This is a genomic window from Leptospira adleri (assembly GCF_002811985.1).
Classification (GTDB): domain Bacteria; phylum Spirochaetota; class Leptospiria; order Leptospirales; family Leptospiraceae; genus Leptospira; species Leptospira adleri.
The window spans coordinates 25,144-41,465 of record NZ_NPDU01000013.1 but is presented as its reverse complement, the minus strand read 5'-3'; the positions used below and the strand labels follow the sequence as shown (position 1 = coordinate 41,465).

The 16,322-nt window shown below is 44.9% G+C and carries 16 protein-coding genes and 1 pseudogene; 14 read left to right on the top strand and 3 right to left on the bottom strand.

Annotation, left to right across the window (positions count from 1 at the left end; genetic code table 11):
• Positions 1–5 precede the first annotated feature (5 nt).
• Both CH376_RS06815 and CH376_RS06805 read left to right on the top strand, forming a co-directional pair.
• Positions 6–593, top strand: coding sequence for an Lcl C-terminal domain-containing protein (locus CH376_RS06815; protein WP_165781716.1), 588 nt, complete (start codon positions 6–8; stop codon positions 591–593).
• Between the two features lie 655 nt (positions 594–1,248).
• A complete protein-coding gene (locus CH376_RS06805) occupies positions 1,249–2,013 on the top strand; it encodes an ABC transporter ATP-binding protein (RefSeq protein ID WP_100784913.1) in 765 nt (254 codons plus the stop codon).
• Here CH376_RS06805 and CH376_RS06800 read toward each other — a convergent pair.
• Positions 2,014–2,668: pseudogene (locus CH376_RS06800) on the bottom strand (hypothetical protein).
• A gap of 33 nt (positions 2,669–2,701) precedes the next feature.
• Positions 2,702–3,685: a tetratricopeptide repeat protein gene (locus tag CH376_RS06795; protein ID WP_420843528.1), complete on the bottom strand. Its 984-nt coding sequence runs from the start codon at positions 3,683–3,685 to the stop codon at positions 2,702–2,704.
• A 109-nt stretch (positions 3,686–3,794) separates the two neighbouring features.
• Here CH376_RS06795 and CH376_RS06790 point away from each other — a divergent pair, with 109 nt between their 5' ends.
• The 8 genes from CH376_RS06790 to CH376_RS06755 all read left to right on the top strand — a co-directional run bounded on the left by CH376_RS06790 (position 3,795) and on the right by CH376_RS06755 (position 10,656).
• Positions 3,795–4,442: an ABC transporter ATP-binding protein gene (locus tag CH376_RS06790; RefSeq protein WP_100784915.1), complete on the top strand. Its 648-nt coding sequence runs from the start codon at positions 3,795–3,797 to the stop codon at positions 4,440–4,442.
• Positions 4,414–5,085 carry a heme exporter protein CcmB gene (locus CH376_RS06785; protein WP_100784916.1) on the top strand — a complete coding sequence of 224 codons (672 nt, stop codon included), beginning with the start codon at positions 4,414–4,416 and terminating at the stop codon, positions 5,083–5,085. The genes CH376_RS06790 and CH376_RS06785 overlap by 29 nt, the downstream gene beginning before the upstream one ends.
• Before the next feature lie 47 nt (positions 5,086–5,132).
• Positions 5,133–5,825, top strand: a complete 693-nt coding sequence (ccsA, locus tag CH376_RS06780; protein ID WP_100784917.1) for a cytochrome c biogenesis protein CcsA — start codon at positions 5,133–5,135, stop codon at positions 5,823–5,825.
• Positions 5,826–5,832: 7 nt separating this feature from the next.
• Positions 5,833–6,966 (top strand): PP2C family protein-serine/threonine phosphatase, encoded by a 1,134-nt coding sequence (locus CH376_RS06775; protein ID WP_100784918.1) that lies wholly within the window; start codon positions 5,833–5,835, stop codon positions 6,964–6,966.
• A complete protein-coding gene (locus CH376_RS06770) occupies positions 6,963–7,829 on the top strand; it encodes a phosphoribosylaminoimidazolesuccinocarboxamide synthase (protein WP_100784919.1) in 867 nt (288 codons plus the stop codon). Before CH376_RS06775 ends, CH376_RS06770 begins: the two co-directional genes overlap by 4 nt.
• A complete protein-coding gene (gene purS, locus CH376_RS06765) occupies positions 7,805–8,053 on the top strand; it encodes a phosphoribosylformylglycinamidine synthase subunit PurS (protein ID WP_002725069.1) in 249 nt (82 codons plus the stop codon). Before CH376_RS06770 ends, purS begins: the two co-directional genes overlap by 25 nt.
• Positions 8,050–8,709, top strand: coding sequence for a phosphoribosylformylglycinamidine synthase subunit PurQ (gene purQ / locus CH376_RS06760; protein ID WP_100784920.1), 660 nt, complete (start codon positions 8,050–8,052; stop codon positions 8,707–8,709). The genes purS and purQ overlap by 4 nt, the downstream gene beginning before the upstream one ends.
• 591 nt (positions 8,710–9,300) lie before the next feature.
• Complete coding sequence (locus CH376_RS06755) at positions 9,301–10,656, top strand: ion transporter (RefSeq protein WP_207769134.1); 1,356 nt, start codon at positions 9,301–9,303, stop codon at positions 10,654–10,656.
• Positions 10,657–11,031: 375 nt separating this feature from the next.
• Here CH376_RS06755 and CH376_RS06750 read toward each other — a convergent pair whose 3' ends face one another.
• Entirely contained in the window at positions 11,032–11,994 is a 963-nt protein-coding gene (locus CH376_RS06750) for a hypothetical protein (protein ID WP_100784922.1), read from the bottom strand.
• A gap of 155 nt (positions 11,995–12,149) precedes the next feature.
• Between CH376_RS06750 and CH376_RS06745 the strand changes: the two genes are divergently transcribed.
• The 4 genes from CH376_RS06745 (at position 12,150) to CH376_RS06725 (ending at position 16,318) form a co-directional block, all read left to right on the top strand.
• Positions 12,150–13,394: an EAL domain-containing protein gene (locus tag CH376_RS06745; RefSeq protein ID WP_100784923.1), complete on the top strand. Its 1,245-nt coding sequence runs from the start codon at positions 12,150–12,152 to the stop codon at positions 13,392–13,394.
• Between the two features lie 644 nt (positions 13,395–14,038).
• Positions 14,039–14,806: a Fe-S cluster assembly ATPase SufC gene (sufC, locus tag CH376_RS06735; RefSeq protein WP_100784925.1), complete on the top strand. Its 768-nt coding sequence runs from the start codon at positions 14,039–14,041 to the stop codon at positions 14,804–14,806.
• The gene (sufD, locus tag CH376_RS06730) at positions 14,775–16,010 is read left to right on the top strand and encodes a Fe-S cluster assembly protein SufD (RefSeq protein ID WP_100784926.1); all 1,236 of its coding nucleotides are present in this window, start codon (positions 14,775–14,777) and stop codon (positions 16,008–16,010) included. The genes sufC and sufD overlap by 32 nt, the downstream gene beginning before the upstream one ends.
• Positions 16,007–16,318 (top strand): non-heme iron oxygenase ferredoxin subunit, encoded by a 312-nt coding sequence (locus tag CH376_RS06725; protein WP_100784927.1) that lies wholly within the window; start codon positions 16,007–16,009, stop codon positions 16,316–16,318. Before sufD ends, CH376_RS06725 begins: the two co-directional genes overlap by 4 nt.
• Positions 16,319–16,322: the final 4 nt, after the last annotated feature.

Sequence of the window (16,322 nt, the reverse complement as noted above, 5' to 3'; positions counted from 1 at the left end):
ATTTTATGAAGAAAATCATCATTTTAGTTTTTATCTTTCTGATTCATTTTCATTCGTCTTCGCTGTCTGCGATCGGAGGTCCGTATGTCGACAATGGAGACGGAACCGTCAGGGACGCGTTAAACGGATTTTATTGGCAGAAATGTTCTTTTGGTCAGGCCTCCTTGGATTGTTCCGGATCCGCAACGATCATGGATTGGAACTCCGCGATTTTTTCCTGTCAGAATCTCAATCTGGCCGGAAGAGTTTGGAGAGTGCCTAACGTGAAAGAGCTTGCGAGCCTTATCGATTACCGTAGAAGCACTTATCCGATCATCGACGTTTCGATTTTTCAAAATACGATCGGAGGATATTATTGGAGTTCCACAAGCGGAATCGCCGCGGGATCCAGTCCCGATGCCACGGCGGTGAATGATTTTAATTCGGATCCGGCCTCCTACGTGGCGACGCCGGCTTCAATCCGAAGAGCCTATTCCATTCCGAGGAACACGCGATATCGGTCCATGGCTTATATCGCAGATTATCGAATGGGAGGAACAATCGAGTTCCCAAAGGCGAATAACGCGTATCTGCGATGTATCTCCGGGCCTTAAGCTGATTTGGGATCGAGTATAAACGAAACGATATTCAGATTGGCGATTCGAAAACGGTTTCAGGTCCGGAAATGGAAAACCTTCGTTAAAAGCCGGTCCCAAAATCTAAAAAGTAGGAACTCATACTTTTTTTGGAGACAAAGAAGGATTCAAAATCTTCGACAAAACCGCATCTATCGTAATTTGTGGGAACTCACACAAGGGTTTCCATTTTACAAAATGGATTTTTCTCGATCTTTCGCGCTACGCATAATCTTGTCCTCCAATTGGAAAGTGATTTTTAATCAAGAATCGAAAGAAGAATTTTTGTTGGAGTTCCTACAAAAGTCTGCGGGAGATTTACGCTTGACAATATGCAATTTCTGTGATAGAGAAAAATCTCCCGAGATTTCCCGCTAACCCGCCTCCTCCACCCAAGAAACTCAGCGCGGCACTCTCTACGGATCGCGCCGCAGGGTGGGGCGCGCGTTTCACGGTAGAGCTGTCGTTGTTACGACAAATTTTTCCGAGGATTCGAACAACTTGCGAGGAGATGTTCCGAAACTTTAGGACAAGTTCTAAAATTTCATTTTGAAGGATCGACATTGATTTCCGGATTCAAAACCGCGATTTAAGAATTCTTGTCCTCGTTGCGCGAGTTGCGTATTTTGGAAAAATGCCAGATTCTAATCTTGCCCTTGAAATTAGAAGACTCAATTTGCAGTTGGAAGAGAGAGTCGTATTGGATTCCATTTCTTTCGAAGTCGCACCGGGGACCGTCCTCGGAATTCTCGGTCGTTCCGGTTCCGGAAAAACTTCTCTTTTTCGTTCGATTTTGGGAGTTCCCACATTCAAGAATGTGAAACAAAGCGGATCCGTTTTCTTTTTCGGAAAGAATCGAAGTGAAATTCCGATTCATCATCTTCAACCCGTTTTTCAAGACCCGGTCGGCAGCTTCAATCCAGCTTGGACTTTGGAAAAAGCGCTGAAAGAACCTCTTCGTATTCTTGGGGGAGAAATCGCGGAACGCGGGGAAACGTCCTTCGGGGAGTTCCTGCATTCGTTTCAGCTTTCGGGAAAGGATCTCAACCGAAACGTGCTGTCCTTTTCCGGAGGAGAACTTCAAAGGGCTTCGCTTCTTCGCGCGCTTCTTACGGAACCGAAAATTCTTTTTTTGGACGAAGCGTTAGGCGCGCTTGATCCGATTCTTTTGAACGAGATTTTGATTCTCCTAAAAAAAATCGCTATAGAAAGAAAACTCACGATTCTTCTTATCACTCACAACTTGAGAACGGCGAGAAAATTCTGCGATCAAATAGGAATCTTGGAAAAAGGAAAACTTTTGGATTTTGGGAAAACGGAAGAGGTTTTTAAGAATTATAAAAGCGCTTTTACGGGGGAACTCATCCGTGCGACCGATCTGAGCTCCCTCCGCGTTTGATCAGATATCGATCTGATAGAGATTCTTTCTATCTTTTTTGTCTTTATACAAAGCGATCATGATATCGATCCGGTAAATCGAAGATCTGAGGCTCGACTCTAAAAGTCGAAGCGCTTTGATCTGATTTTCCAGGGAGATATCTCCCACTTTCGTATTCTCTATTTTGTCGAATCTTTCGAGTTTGACCTGAGATGCCAATACGTCCGGAGGAGAAAAAATCAGTCTCTTGTTTTCAAAAGCAAATTCATACTGAATTCTTTTTTTCTCAGAGGCGAGTTCAACTTCCTTGATTTTGCCGCCCTCAAATTTGAAACGAACGTACTTGAGCAAGTTGCTCTCATACCCTTCGTCAAATGTAAAAGGGATGTCTTCCGTGACGATTGTTTGCACCTTTTCGAGTTCCGGTCTCAGAATTACGAGAAGAGAATGTTTCTTCTCTAAATCCGTGAGTCTCTCATTGATCGTAGCTTCCAGATCTCTGACGATTTTCTGAAGGGATTTTGTGTAGGAACTCCCATGTTCGGAAAATACATCGGAACGACTCAGGTCGTCCTGCCCTCTCTCTTTGGACTGCGCGAACGCAGAAACGTTAAGGAGGAAAAGCAGGATTGTGAGCCAGGTGATTTTTTTCATAGATTCCTCCAAGGTTCAAGATAACGGAAGAAAATTGAAAAAAGCAAACCCTTTTTCAGTCGTTTTTGTTTTCCTCTTCGAGGGACTTGATCTCCGCAAAACGTTTTGCGAGGTCTTTTCTTCTTTCGATCACCTTGTAGGAGAATTCCGAAAAGAAAGGATCGTTCGGGAATTTAAGAAGCTGCTCGTATTGATCCGCCGCGGTGACATAATCGCCGACCTTGCTTGCAGTTTCCGCGAAGAAGAAATGAAACTTCTTGTTGTATTGTTTTTTTCGTCCTAGATCGTCGACGAGTTCCGTATTCTTAAAAATTCGATACGCGTAGAGATCTTTGGAGGATAAGAGTTCGATCCTCGCTTTTCCCATTCTCGCGTCCGGACTTTGTTCGTCGATTCGGGCCGCTTCCTTTATGTAAAGAAGGGCCCGGTTTTTCAGATCGGTTCGTATGTAGTGATCCGCCAAAAGAAGAAGCGCTTCCGTATGAAACGGGTTTAGGGAAACCGCCTTTCTCCAAAGAATCGTAGCGTTGATCGGTTCTCTCACGGTTTCATACAACGTTCCCAAATGGATGTAGGTTCTGTAATATTCCGGAATTTCGGAACTCGCGTATTCGAACTGAATGATCGCCTTCTGGTATTTTTTTTCCAAGTGAAAGGCTCTTCCGAGATTGTATCGAAAGGGAAAAAACTTAGGATCGAAACGAACCCCTTCCTCCAACATGGAAATCGCCTTTGTCCGTTCTTCGATTTTTCCTTTTTCCAAAAGAAGGACCGCCTCGTTGTTGAAAAGTCCGCAGTTGAGAATTTCCTTTCCTTCAAAGATAAAACTTCCCTTCGATGGGGGAGGGTCTCCTTTCCAGTTTCTTCCCGCGCTCAAAATGAAATCCTGTTCCGATCTTAGAAAGGATCCGTCGTTGTAGTATTCGGGAGAAAGAATTTCGTTTTCTCCCCAGAGAAGTCCCGAGTAGTATTGTCCTCCGATATTCAGTTGGGCCCGAATCGGAGAGTTTGAGAGAATAAAAAGAAAAAAACTAAGAATGGGGACGGAAACCTTTTTTAGGAATGTAGGAACTCCTCCGTAACGAGCGGAAAAAACGCATTGTAAATTCTGTTTCCGAGGAGAGTCTGACATCATAGGAAGAATCGGTTTGCCATCTCAAGAACAAGCGCTTCTCGTCTGCAAAGATCTATCTTATTCTATCGGAAAAAAACAGATTCTCAAACAGATATCCTTTTCCCTTTTCCGGGGAGAATTGATTCTTCTTCGCGGAGACAACGGCGCCGGAAAGACCACCCTTCTTCGGAGTATTCTCAACCACTCGCATCATAAGGAATCGTTTTCCTTTTCGGATTCGAATTCTAAAAAGCCGCAGATTTCCTACTTGGGTCACGAGCTCGGGCTTTACACTTCTCTGAGTTTGGAGGAGAATCTTCGTTATTTTCTCTCCATCGCAGAAATCGAGTTCCCGAGGGAAAAGATGGAGTTCCTACTTCGTTCCTTCAAACTCTGGACGAGAAGAGAGGATCCGATCTTTACATTCTCCAGAGGAATGAAACAAAAGGCCGGCTTGACACGTGCGCTCCTGACGGGGGGAGATTTGATTCTTCTGGACGAACCGTTTACGGCCCTCGACAGAACCGGTTTGGAAATCGCCGTTCGCCTTCTGGAAGAATATTCCAAAAATGCCGCGGTTCTGATGGTAACTCACGATCCGGGAATTCCTTTTTCTCAAAAGACTTCGACTTGGAATCTCAAGGAGGGAAAAATTGAAACTTCTGCTTTCTCTTCTTTATAAGGAGTTCCTACTTTTAGGAAAGGCTTTGAACGGAATTCTTTCCGTCGTGGTCCTCATCACTTCGATCGTATTCATTTTTAATTATGCTCTGGAACAGACGGGAAAACTGGATCGACAAACCTTGATCGGAATCAAATGGTCGGTTCTCTTTCTCACTTCCTATGTTTTTATCGGTCAGTCCGCCTGGGAAGAAAGGGAAAGCGGGGGAGGAAGAATCAGTTCTCTCTTTCTTCCGATTTGGATGCGATTTCTTGCAAAATCTCTCGCGGTCTTTTTCGGTCTTTCGATCGCGGCGTTCTACTTAATGATTTTATTATCCGTTTTTTTTCAGGCCTTTCCTTTGGGAATCCGGGATCTGACCGTAAATTTGATTTTTCTGCTTCCGGGAGTTCTTTGTATTTCCTTCCTCGGAGTTTCTCTGAGTCATATCAGCGATTCTTCCCGTTTGAAGGAGATCCTACTTCCGCTTCTTATGATTCCTTTTACGATTCCGATTCTTCTTTTTGGGATGGAAGCCGAGAGAAAACTGGAACGACTTCCGGTCTTTGATCCGATTCCGGGACTCGCGATCCTGCTTTCGTTCTGCGCTTTTTATGCGGGAATCGGAATTCTACTTTTAGAACTTTCGGGCGACGAACCCTGAAGAATCTTCTTGATTCTGCCGGCATTCTCTCGAATACTCTCTTTCGTATGAAGATCCGAATCGCACATCCCGTTTTCGACTGGATTTTATCCGCAATCTTTCTCGTCGGTTTTCCGGCGGCGGTTTTGATTTCTCTCAATTATCCGAACGTGATTCTTCAACAAGGAATCGCTCATAGAATTTTTTACTTTCACGTTCCGGTCGCTTGGGTCGCTCTTTACGGTCCGGTCTTTTCTCTCTTCTTCGCGGTTCTTTATCTCTGGAAAAAAGAATCCAAGTGGGATCTACTTTCTCTTGCCGCAAATCAGATTTCTCTTCTCTTTGCGATCGGTGTCATCTTTTCCGGAAGAATCTGGGCTTACAGCGCGTGGGGAGTTTCCTGGGACAAAACCGACGCGAGACTTCAATCCTTCACCGTTCTTTTTATCAGTTTGATCGCTTATTTCGTTTTTAGAATTCTCATCACCGATTCTTCTAAGAAGAAAATTTTCTCTTCCTTCTTGAGCATTCTCTGCGCCGTCAACGCGGTGATCACTTGGGGAGCGATTCGTTGGATGGACAATCCCGGAAATCATCCCGAGTCCGTCCTTGGAAAAGGGGGAATGGATTCCGACATCCGTCAGAGTTTTTGGCTGGGAGTTCTCGCGTATCACATTTTATTTTTAGTTCTCTTTCGTTTTGCGTATCGTCTCGCAAAGATCGGCGATCTCCGAGAAAGTTTACCGGAAAGGGAAGAGTAATCCAACCTTGTCCTCTGCCCCGGATTACAGTCAGCATACGGTCCTCGCGGTCGACGATTCCGAGATCAATCTAAAGCTGATCGTACATACTCTCAAACCTCTCGGCTTTCAACTTTTTACGGCTGAGTCCGCGGCCGAAGCGAGAAACATTCTTCTTACGAATCGGATCGACATTCTCCTCCTGGACGTGAGTATGCCCGGACAAGACGGATTTTCCTTCTGCAGAGAATTGCGCGAGATCGAACGTTTCAAACTTCTTCCCATTCTTTTTATAACCGCGATCAGCAGAGAACTCGGTTTCGACGAAGCGATCTCTCACGGAGGAGACGACTTCATTCACAAACCGTTTCAACCTCGGGAATTGATCGCGAAAATCCGCGCTTTTATAAGAATCAAAATTCTTCAGGACGAACTTTTCGAACAGAAAAGAAACTATGAAAAAGAATTGATCATGGCTCGCAAGGTGCAACAGGAACTTCTTCCCGAAAAGGATCTTGTTTGGAAGGGAGTCGGTTTGAGTACGATCTTTCAACCTCTGATGCAGATCGGCGGGGATTACACGGACGCTTGGGTGGAAAACAATTCCCTTCATATCTTCATCGCGGATTGTTCCGGACACGGTCCTTCCGCGGCGCTTCTTGCGGCGATGTTGAAGATGCAAGTTTCCAGTCTTTCTCCGGATCAGAACCTCAGAGAGAAAGTGAAAACGCTTCGTCACAATTTGGAAAAAATTCTTCCGGAAGAATTTTCGATCACGTTCTTTTACGGAATTCTTCACGAAGATCTTATATTCGAATATTCTAATGGAGGTCATCCGGCGCCCATGCTCTACCAAAACGGAAAAGTCACGACTCTTCCGGGGATGGGACCTCTGATCATTCCGATCGAACTCAACGTAAGCGAGGAATTCAAAACGATTCAATTTGAGAAGGGCGCTTATCTTCTTCTTTATACGGACGGCGCGACGGAAATCGCGGACAAGAGCATGAATATCTTAGGAGAGGAACGGCTCAAAAAAATCTTTGAAGAAGAAGTCGTGAAGAACGGCGATATTCTCGGATCGATGATGGATTCCATTCTTGCGCATTCCGAGAGACGTACAAATGATGACGATATCGCGATGATGGTGTTGAAATTATGAATTTACCGAATCCTTCCTACAGAGGAAAAGTCCGAGACATCTACGACCTCGGCGACAAATTGATCTTGAGTTCTTCCGATCGAATTTCCGCGTTCGACGTTGTTTTTCCTCAAACCGTTCCGGACAAAGGAAAAGTTCTCAATCGGATTTCCGTTTCTTGGTTCGAATATTTCAAAGACGTTCCCAATCATATTCTCGAAACGGATGTGAAGAATTTTCCGGCTCCTTTTCAAAATCATCCCGATTTGGAAGGAAGAGCCGTTCTCGTAAAAAAATGCAAACGGATCGACTACGAGTGTGTGGTTCGAGGTTATATCTCGGGTTCCGGTTGGAAAGAATACAAGGATGCGGGAACTCTCGCGGGAGTGACTCTTCCCAAAGGTTTGAAAGAATCTCAGAAATTGCCGGAACCCGTTTTTACTCCGGCGGTGAAAAACGACGAAGGTCACGACGAGAACATCTCCGAGAAGGAGATGGAAAATCGAATCGGAAAAGAACTCTTCGGAATTCTCAGAGAAAAATCGATTTCCATTTTCTTGCGCGCCTCTGAAGTGGTAGATAGGGCGGGAATCATTCTCTGTGATACCAAGTTTGAGTTTGGAATCTTGGACGGACAGGTCATTCTGATCGACGAGCTCCTCACTCCGGATTCTTCCCGGTATTGGTCTGCGGAAACTTATTCTGTAGGAATTTCTCCTCCGAGTTTGGACAAGCAGATCCTCCGGAATTATCTCGAAACTACGAACTGGAACAAGATGCCTCCGGCTCCCGATCTCCCGGAAAAACTCATTTCCGAGTTGAGAGAAAAATACCAGAAGATAGAGGATCTCATACTTTCATGTACATCGCAAAAATCCAGGTAGTCCTCAAAGAATCCGTTCTGGACCCGCAAGGGAGCACGGTGAAAAAAGTTCTCTCCGAAGTGGGTGAAAAATCGGTTCAAGACGTGAGAGTCGGTAAATACATCGAACTCAAGATCGACGCTCCGAACGAAGAAACGGCGAGAAAGGACGTGGAAAGACTCTGCGACAAAATTCTCGTGAACCACGTAATCGAAACATATTCCGCTAATATTCAAAAAATATGAAAGTTGCCGTAATCACCTTTCCCGGTTCCAACTGCGACGCCGACATCTACAGAGTTCTGAGAGATCAGTATAAAGCCGAAGTGGATCGTATTTGGCACAGGGATCAGCTCGAAAAAAAATACGAACTCGTGATTCTTCCGGGAGGTTTTTCCTACGGGGATTATCTTCGTTCCGGTGCGATGGCGGGTTTTTCTCCTGTGATGAAATCGGTGAAGGAACACGTCGACAAAGGCGGAAAACTTTTCGGAATCTGCAACGGTTTTCAGATTCTTACCGAGGCGGAATTTTTGCCCGGCGCTCTGACAAGAAACAAAACGCTGAAATATATCTGTAAAACCGTGACCTTGAAAAAAGGTTCTTCTGGAAATCCGGTGACTTCCTCTTTGGATCCTCAGAAAGAATTGAGAATTCCGATCGCGCACGCGGACGGTTGTTATTTTGCGACTTCGGATGTTTTGAAACAACTCGAAGACGAGGGACGAGTTCTCTTTCGTTATTTTGGGGAGAATCCGAACGGTTCTCTGGACGCGATTGCGGGAATTACGTCGAAGAATTTTAAGATCGCGGGAATGATGCCTCACCCTGAACGAGCGATGAACCCTGTTACCGGAGAAGAAGACGGAAAAGTCGTCCTGGATCTGATCCTAGGAGCCTGAGTTTTTGGGGAGTTCCCGCGTTGCGGGGTGTCTCAAAGTGATTATCCGTTTCCCCGTGGAAGACGAAAGTGGGAGTTCCTACTTTTTCAGCGATTACTGGGCGGCCTTTTTTTCAAGTAGAATCTCATTCTCCTAAAACGATCGTCATCGATCCAATCGACCGATTCTAAAAAATGCGGGAACTCCCGCATTTTTTAGAAAATCTCCTTTGAAACCAAAAGTAGGAACTCCCACTTTCGTCTTCGAAGAGGATTCGCTTGGAAGACCCAAGCAAAGTAGGAACTCCTATGTTTTTATCCAAAAGGACGATTTCCGATTTTTAAAAGTAGGAACTCATACGTTCCCTTTTCTGAAAGATTCGCCTTAGAGCGAAAGGCGGCCTCGATCGATCGTCCGGAGTTTTCAAAGGTCGGAACTCCGACCTCAATCCGAAAAAACATTGATAAATGTTAACTTCGGGAAGCGACGAGATTCCTTATAAATTATTTCATTCTCAAGCCTATTCCTTAAGATAGGGAAACCTGGGGATTCTCTCTTGAGAGAAAAATCTCGGAGTTAAAAGCGCATTTCAAGGGAGCAAAGAAGAATACAATGAGCATGTTTCACGTAGACAACAAACTACGAATCTTCTGGGACATCTTGATCTTCATCTGCATTCTTTATGCTTCGATAGAATCTCCTCTTCGAGTGGTTCTTTCTTACAAACAGGGATTCGTAGTAACCGGTCTCTATATTCTCGTGGATATCCTTTTTTTCGGAGATATTCTTGTGAATATATTCCCTCCCGAATACGTTCAAGGGAAATGGATTCACATTCAAAAAAAAGGAATCGTAAAATATTTCAAAACGTGGTTCGTCTTTGATTTTCTAGCGGCGTTTCCGTTTGAACTCGCGGCCGAAGGCATTTTTAATACCGATCTTTCCTTACATCCGTTTTTATATCTCCTCTTCGGAATCACCCGCATCTTAAAGGTCGTTCGTATTCCGGGGATTCTCTATCGATTGAATCTCGCGTTCAAACCGGCTCCCGGAATTCTAAGATTGGTCCTGCTTATGTTCTGGATCAGCGTCGTCGCTCATTGGTGCGCGATCGGTTGGTTGTATATAGATAATCTGGATTCGATCGATACGGGTTTGGATCAATACGTGCAGGCGCTCTACTGGACGATCACAACTTTGACGACGGTGGGATACGGAGACATCGTTCCTACCACGACTCATCAGAGGATCTATACGATCTGCGTTATGCTCACCGGAGCGCTTGTCTACGCCACCGTGATCGGTAACGTCGCGAGTATTCTCGCAAACTTGGATTTGGTCCGAGCCACCAAACTGCAAAGAATGGCTCAAGTGGATTCCTTTTTGAGGGCGAGAAAACTTCCTTTCTGGCTCCGAAGAAAAATTCGAGATTATTATATGTATATCATCGAACGAGGATGGGGAGAAAACGAAAAAGAATTGTTAAGCGACCTTCCCGTTTCCCTTCAGAGGGACGTAAGAATTCATCTTCATAGAGAATTTTTAGAGAAGGTTCCATTTCTAAAAGGAGCGGATCCTTCGCTCGTGACGAGCTTGATTTTTTCTTTAAAACATCACGTTTTTCTTCCGGGGGATATCATCTTTCACAGAGGAGATATCGGACACAATCTCTATGTTCTGAGCGAAGGGCACGTCGACGTATTGGCTCCCGACGATTCTAAAGTGATCGTGACTCTTGGGGACGGACAATTTTTCGGAGAATTGGCCTTGGTTACCGCGGAACCGCGCTCTGCGACGATTCGTTGCACTTCGATCTGCGAGATCTACAGGCTGAGTAAAGAAGATTTTTTGGAAGCCTTGAGCCTGTATCCCGGATTTCGAGACGCGATGCAGGAAAGCCTTCGTAAACTCAACGTCAAGATGGACCTCAGCAGAACGTTTCAGAAAAGCAGGGATTCTCATTCTTAAATAAAGAACGGACCGAACGACCCAAGCGCCCAATATCGGAATCGAAATCACTTCTAAAATCGGGTAATCTCGAAATAAGGCTGAGGTGTTCCCGCAAAAGAAGTTCTTCTCGAGGTTCGCGAACGGTTTCACGGATCTATTTTACGGAGTCTTGTTGGGGAGATCCGCGCTTTCGGGCGGATTCGAAATTCTTTTTAAAGGATTTTTAGAAAGAGTCGTTCTTGCGTCCGTTCGGAAAAATGGATCCGAAAAATAGAATATTTAAAAACTGAATATTTCTCTTTCAACGGAATTCTTCGTTTCGACAAACCGTCCGAACCAAAAAAGATCGCAAACGGACAAAAAGCCTCTTTGGGATACGATATCGGAAGAATTCTAAATTTCTAAGATCGCAAAGCCTTTTTTGATCGATTCTTTCTTGTTTCCGAAGCGGATCTTTCCGGAAATTTTACCTTCGATTCGTTCCATCGGAATTTTTTTTCCCAAAAAGCCGGGAATGATCTGAGAAGTGGTACGAACCGGAGTTACGGTGAGTTCGATTTGATCGGAAGGATCGTGAAGAACGTAAGACAAGGATTCTTTTTTAAAAGTAGCGGATTCTAAAAACGCGGGAACTCCGTTTCTCCAGAGAAGAATCCCGGTGTTCTCGTTGAGATTGAGACGAAAAGAATTCTTCGCGCTCGCGCTTCCGTAAATCCGGGATTCAGGAATGAAAGACTGGTTGCTGAAACCGGAAGTGATGCCGTAAGAAAGTCTTTCGGAAGAATCCAAATTCCAAGTTTCTTCGTCCAAGGCCAGTTGACCCCGCACGGAAAGGTCCGGAGAAATCAGACGAAAGAGCCAGTCCTTTCCGGAAGATTCGAGAGAAGAAACCGGTTTGTGAGTCTTTTCCGCGGTGCTGACAAGAGCGTCCAATTGAAGATTCAAATCGCTCGCGAGAATGGAAGAATGCGTATATCCCTGTTGAATCGTGTCGTCCAGACGAAAGTTGAATCTCTGATTCCCTTTGGTGAAACTCCAATAGCCGTTTCGAAACGTTCCTCTGGATAAAAATTCCTTACCCGCGCTTCCGGCCCATTCAAAATCCTTAAATTTACCTTCCTCGGTAAACCAGAGGTTGAGAATCGCGCCGCAAGCGCCCGGGCCTCGAAAAATTCGAAGCGCTAAAAGAAAATCGTCTGTAATCAAATCGACTAAAACGGAGTCTATTTTTTTCCAGGAAGAAAAAAAAGAAGACTTATACTCTCTGGAGTTATCGATTCCGAGAGTTCCTAAATAGAGACCGAGATTGGGTTCTAGTGTAGAAGGGTTGAGAAGATGGCCGATCGCCTCTTTCATGCAAGAATACCTTTAGAATTGTCAGTTTTTTCGAACGTTAATAAAAAAAAAGAAGAATGTGTTCTTCTCTTCCTCTTAATTTGAACCTTTTTGTACGGAATTTTGCTTGCCGGACCGGTCTTTGCGGAATCCAGTTAAAGAGAATCTAAACGATCATGTTATACAGCCAGGATACAAGCAACATTCTCTCCTATGGGGAGAATTACTATCAGCCCCACTATCAACCGATCCTGGAAGTCACGAATTGTAATATCGTAGGATATGAAGTTTTGGGAAGATTCTATTCTCCCGAAAAAAACGAATACCGTTCGTTAGGATATCAATTTCACAATCCGGAATTGGACACGATCCGTTTGATTCAGATCGATCGATTGATCCGGGAAAAAGCGATTCGGCATCTGAAAGATACGGGACTACGAACCAAACTCTTTCTGAATATGATGCCTAATTTTCTTTCCATGATTCACACGGGCGACGTATTGGATCTGAAAAGATTACACGTTCTCAATCTTATAGAAAAATACGAGATCTCTCCCGCCGATGTAGTTCTTGAAATCACCGAAGATAAGTTCGATGGGAGTATAGAAAAACTTCTTTCGATCGTAAACGTTTTTAAGGACTACGGTTTTAAGATCGCCGTGGACGATCTCGGAGTCGGATTCTCCAACTTGGAAAGAATCGGTTATATTCATCCGGATATTATGAAAGTGGATATCAAGATCATGAGGGAAAGTTTAAACCGAAGATCTTTTAAGAACGTTCTGAGTGCGATCGCGGACATGTCCCAAAAACTCGGATCCGATCTTCTTTTTGAAGGAATCGAGACCGAAGAAGAATTGCACCTCGCTCTTTCGATGGGCGCGAATCTTCTGCAAGGTTTTTATTTTTCAAGACCTCAGGTCGAATTTCAAGACAAGAAACAGTTCAATCGAACTCTGAGAGACACTCTCGAAAAATTCTCCGGCTTAAGATTTATGGAACTCTTGGAAGAATTTCAAAAAGGCCAAGCGGTGATCGACGCTCTGGGAGAAAAGTTGGAATCTCTGAGACACAACGGCAAGGAAGATCTTCCCGTTGTTTTACATCTGATGCTTCCGCATCTTCCGTCCGAAATTCTTTCCGTTTTTGCCTGCGACATCTTCGGTTATCAAATTACTCCTACGTATTTTCGTTCTCATCCCGGAGAGGATTGGGATTCCGATCTGACCGAGATCGGAAATAATTATGCGTGGAGACCGTTCTTCATCCGACACAAAGCGAAGGTCGTTCAGAGCCGCGCGAAGTGGACCGTTACCGAACCCGTTTACGATATGGATCTTCATAAGCAAGTCGTGATTTTCACTTATACTCTGAGGGACAATTACATTCTCGTGATCAAGATGGATTGGGAACGGGTCTGACCGTTTTTCCAAAATTTCACTAAAGCTGGATCCTGGTCTCGAATTCGATCGCGAGAATTTACAGCGCGTCCCAAAACCTTATTTTATTTTGTCGGAAAGATCAAGCTGCAAGGTTCTGTCCCAGTTTTGGGGCAGGTTCTTATCAATCGACTTCGATTCTTTCTAAAACTCTCAAAAAGTAGGAACTCCTATGACCCGAGCGTTTATCCCTTTTCACCCGGGGAAGAGCCGCCAAGAACGCAGGAAAGATTCGGAACTTCTTCGAGTGTAGGAACTCATACATCCTCGGAAATTTGTTCTTCTCAAGGGAAAAAGGTAACTCCTCAAGAAAGTAGGCACTCCTATGCAAAAAAAGAATCATTCACTTCCGAAGAATCCGAATTCTTCTCCCGACCTTTTGCGACAACCCGAGAAGAAAACGAAAATGCGGGAACTCTCCGAACACCCCTCAAGACCTATTTTCTCTTTCCTATTGATCTCTCCTTACGGAAAAAAACACTGGTAGAATAGGGATCAGAGGAAAGAATCGGGAGCGACTTTCTCATCAGAGCCTTTCTTTTTCGGAAGGAATCTTTCTTCTTTTCGCGAACGATCGCGCCGAAGACAAACTCCCAAATCCCATATCCGCTGATAAAGGTGCTTTTGTGACCGAGATTTTAAAGATCCAGGACCTCAGGGCAGGAATTCATACCGGAGATTCCGGAGAAATCAAAGAAATCGTAAAGGGCGTCAATCTCACGATTCGGCCCGGAGAAGTGCACGCGATCATGGGCCCGAACGGATCCGGAAAGAGCACGCTCTCCAACGTAATTATGGGTCATCCGAAGTATCAGGTTCTTTCGGGAGACATTCTCTTTGAAGGAAAATCCATTCTCGGACTTCCGACCGACGAACGCGCGCGGCTCGGAATTTTTCTCTGCTTCCAATATCCGACGAGCATCCCCGGGGTCACGATCGGAAATTTCTTAAAGACGATCGTAAAATCCGTTCGTGGAAAAGATCTTCCCGTAAAGGAATTCCGAAAAGAACTCAAAGAAGGAATGGCGGATCTCGACATTCCTGAATCGTTTATCTCGCGTTATGTGAACGACGGATTCTCCGGAGGGGAAAAGAAAAGGAACGAAATCCTTCAGATGAGTCTTCTCAAACCGAAACTCTCCGTTCTCGACGAGACCGATTCCGGACTCGATATCGACGCTCTTCGAATCGTAAGCGAGGGAATCAATCGAAACAAAACCGCGGAGCGTTCGATTCTTCTTATAACACATTATCAAAGAATGCTAAACTACATCACGCCGGACTTCGTTCACGTTTTTGCAAAAGGAAGAATTTTGAAAACCGGAACGAGAGAACTCGCTCTGGAACTCGAAGAGAAAGGATATGACTGGATCCTTGCGGAATCCGGAGATTGAAAACAAAGTGTCCTTAGAAACTCAGTTTGCAAATCTTCTCTCAAAGAGCAAGGAACCCCAGGAACTTCAAAACTTTCGGAAAAAAGTTTTTTCCAAGTTCTCCTCGCTTTCGATTCCAAGAACCGAAAACGAATCCTGGCGCAAGGTTCCTCTTTCCAATTTTCATCCGGAAGAATTTTCTGATTTTCCCGACGAAAACGCGGTTTCGATTCGCGCTCCGAAAGAAGTGAAAGTTATCGGATCGGAAAATCTTTCAGACAAAGAGCTCGAATATTTTTTAAACACGCTTGAAAACACATTCCAAAAACAGAATGAAGAATGGTTCACTCTTCTCAGTCTTTCCTCTTTCACACACGGGATCTATCTCGAAGTCGGTGCGGACCAAATTCTTACCGAAGAGATCGAAATCAAATTTAGATTGGAAAAAGAGGCGAGAATTCTTCCTCTCGTCGTGGCGAATTTCGGAAATCACAGCAAGGCCTTTTTAGCGGAACGTTACGAATGTGCGGAAGAGGAAGACTTCAAATTCTTCCAAGGGCTTACGATTCTTCGGAGCGGGGCCGGAACAAAACTTTCCTATGCGGGAATCGAATCCTTCGGTTCGAGTATATTTCATTTTCAGAATCTATTCTCCGATCAAAAAGAGGATTCCGACGTGAAGATCGCAAAAGTGACGCCGGGCGGTTACAAAGGTAAAAACATTCTCCAAGTGGAATTGTCCGGAAAAGGCGCTCGCGCTCGGGTGCTCGGTTTGGCGCCGATGGCCGAAAGAGAATTTCAGGATTCGGAAGTGAAGATCGTTCACAAAGAAAGCCACACTGAAAGTTCAATTCTTTATCGGGGCGCGTTCCGAGACAAAGCGCATCATATCTTTACGGGGAATCTTCAGATTCCGAACACTTGCAAGGATGTGAACGCGATTCAGATCAACAACAACCTTCTTCTGGACCGGACCGCGAGAGCGGAGTCGATTCCCAAATTGGAAGTATATGCTGAAAACGTAAAGTGCGAACACGGAGCCACCGTCGGAGAGATCGACGAAGACCAATTGTTTTATCTCGCTTCCCGGGGGATCGACGAGGACGAGGCGAGAAGAATGATCGTAGACGGTTTCCTTGGACAAGTCATCGGTGAAATTGAATCGGAAACTATACGAGAAGAACTATTCGCACTCATCGCGAGGAAGGTGGAGGGAGAATTATGAGCTTTCGAAAACTCGCAAATCTTTCCGAAATCGAAAACGGGAAAGTCAAAGTAGTGGAAACCAGATATAATAGAATCGGGATCACGAGCTTGGACGGGAACCTTTACGCTTTCGAGGACGTCTGCACACACGACGGAGAAGCCATCTCCGAAGGCGAACTCTGTGGAGACGTAATCACTTGTCCGAGACACGAGGCGCAATTCTCCGTAAAAACCGGCAAAGCGCTTTGTATGCCCGCGGTAGAGGATCTCCCCGTTTATCCGGTGAGAATCGTAGGTGACTCGATCGAGGTGGATCTGGAGGATTGACATA

Excerpts from the sequence above, each read along its gene's own strand:
- CH376_RS06745 (WP_100784923.1), top strand. The coding sequence starts at position 12,150 with ATGTTATACAGCCAGGATACAAGCAACATTCTCTCCTATGGGGAGAAT.
- sufD (WP_100784926.1), top strand. The coding sequence starts at position 14,775 with ATGACTGGATCCTTGCGGAATCCGGAGATTGAAAACAAAGTGTCCTTA.
- CH376_RS06750 (WP_100784922.1), bottom strand. The coding sequence starts at position 11,994 with ATGAAAGAGGCGATCGGCCATCTTCTCAACCCTTCTACACTAGAACCC.
- purQ (WP_100784920.1), top strand. The coding sequence starts at position 8,050 with ATGAAAGTTGCCGTAATCACCTTTCCCGGTTCCAACTGCGACGCCGAC.
- purS (WP_002725069.1), top strand. The coding sequence starts at position 7,805 with ATGTACATCGCAAAAATCCAGGTAGTCCTCAAAGAATCCGTTCTGGAC.
- CH376_RS06755 (WP_207769134.1), top strand. The coding sequence starts at position 9,301 with ATGAGCATGTTTCACGTAGACAACAAACTACGAATCTTCTGGGACATC.
- ccsA (WP_100784917.1), top strand. The coding sequence starts at position 5,133 with ATGAAGATCCGAATCGCACATCCCGTTTTCGACTGGATTTTATCCGCA.
- CH376_RS06770 (WP_100784919.1), top strand. The coding sequence starts at position 6,963 with ATGAATTTACCGAATCCTTCCTACAGAGGAAAAGTCCGAGACATCTAC.
- CH376_RS06725 (WP_100784927.1), top strand. The coding sequence starts at position 16,007 with ATGAGCTTTCGAAAACTCGCAAATCTTTCCGAAATCGAAAACGGGAAA.
- CH376_RS06815 (WP_165781716.1), top strand. The coding sequence starts at position 6 with ATGAAGAAAATCATCATTTTAGTTTTTATCTTTCTGATTCATTTTCAT.
- CH376_RS06805 (WP_100784913.1), top strand. The coding sequence starts at position 1,249 with ATGCCAGATTCTAATCTTGCCCTTGAAATTAGAAGACTCAATTTGCAG.